The organism is Streptomyces sp. M2CJ-2 (assembly GCF_016757295.1).
Taxonomy (GTDB): Bacteria; Actinomycetota; Actinomycetes; order Streptomycetales; family Streptomycetaceae; genus Streptomyces.
Genome location: NZ_JAESIF010000281.1, coordinates 1 through 643 on the forward strand (window position 1 = coordinate 1; position 643 = coordinate 643).

At 69.5% G+C, this 643-nt stretch carries 1 protein-coding gene; it reads left to right on the forward strand.

Features of this window, described 5'->3' with window-relative positions:
- On the forward strand, positions 1-643 hold a 643-nt coding region (locus JL475_RS39305; RefSeq protein WP_202282973.1), incomplete at both ends, for an FG-GAP-like repeat-containing protein.

Genomic DNA, 643 nt, shown 5'->3' on the forward strand with positions numbered 1-643 from the left:
CGGCGGACACGCCGCGGTGTCCGGCCGTTACGGGGACTTCAACGGCGACGGCCATGTCGACCTCGCCACCTCCGCCCCCGACGCCACGGTCGACGGCATGGCGGGTGCCGGGGCCGTCACCATCGCGTACGGTTCCGCGGACGGTGCGGGCGCCACCCAGGCCGAGCGTGTCACGATCAGCCAGAACTCCGAAGGCATCGGTGGGCAGGCGGAGGCCGGTGACCACTTCGGATTCTCCGTGGCCATCGCCGACTTCAACAACGATGGCTTCGCCGATCTCGCCACCGGTACCCCGGGCGAGGACGTCGGGGACGATCAGGACGCCGGCATCGTCCAGATCGTGTGGGGCTCGCCGACCGGTCTGTCGGACAGTGCCAGGCTCGCCGATCCCACGAGCTCCGATCAGGACGCCCACGGGCGGACCCTTGCCGCGGGTGACTTCAACGGCGACGGCAAGGACGACCTGGCCGCCGGCAACACATCGGCCCAGGCCTGGCTGTACGCGGGCGGTATCACCAACGAGGGCGTTGACAGCGGTACCTATCCGCTGGGCAACCTGAATTCCTGGGGAGGTGAGGTCGTCGCCCTCACTGCCGGTGACGTCAACGGCGACGGCGCGGACGACCTGCTGTTCAACCACTCC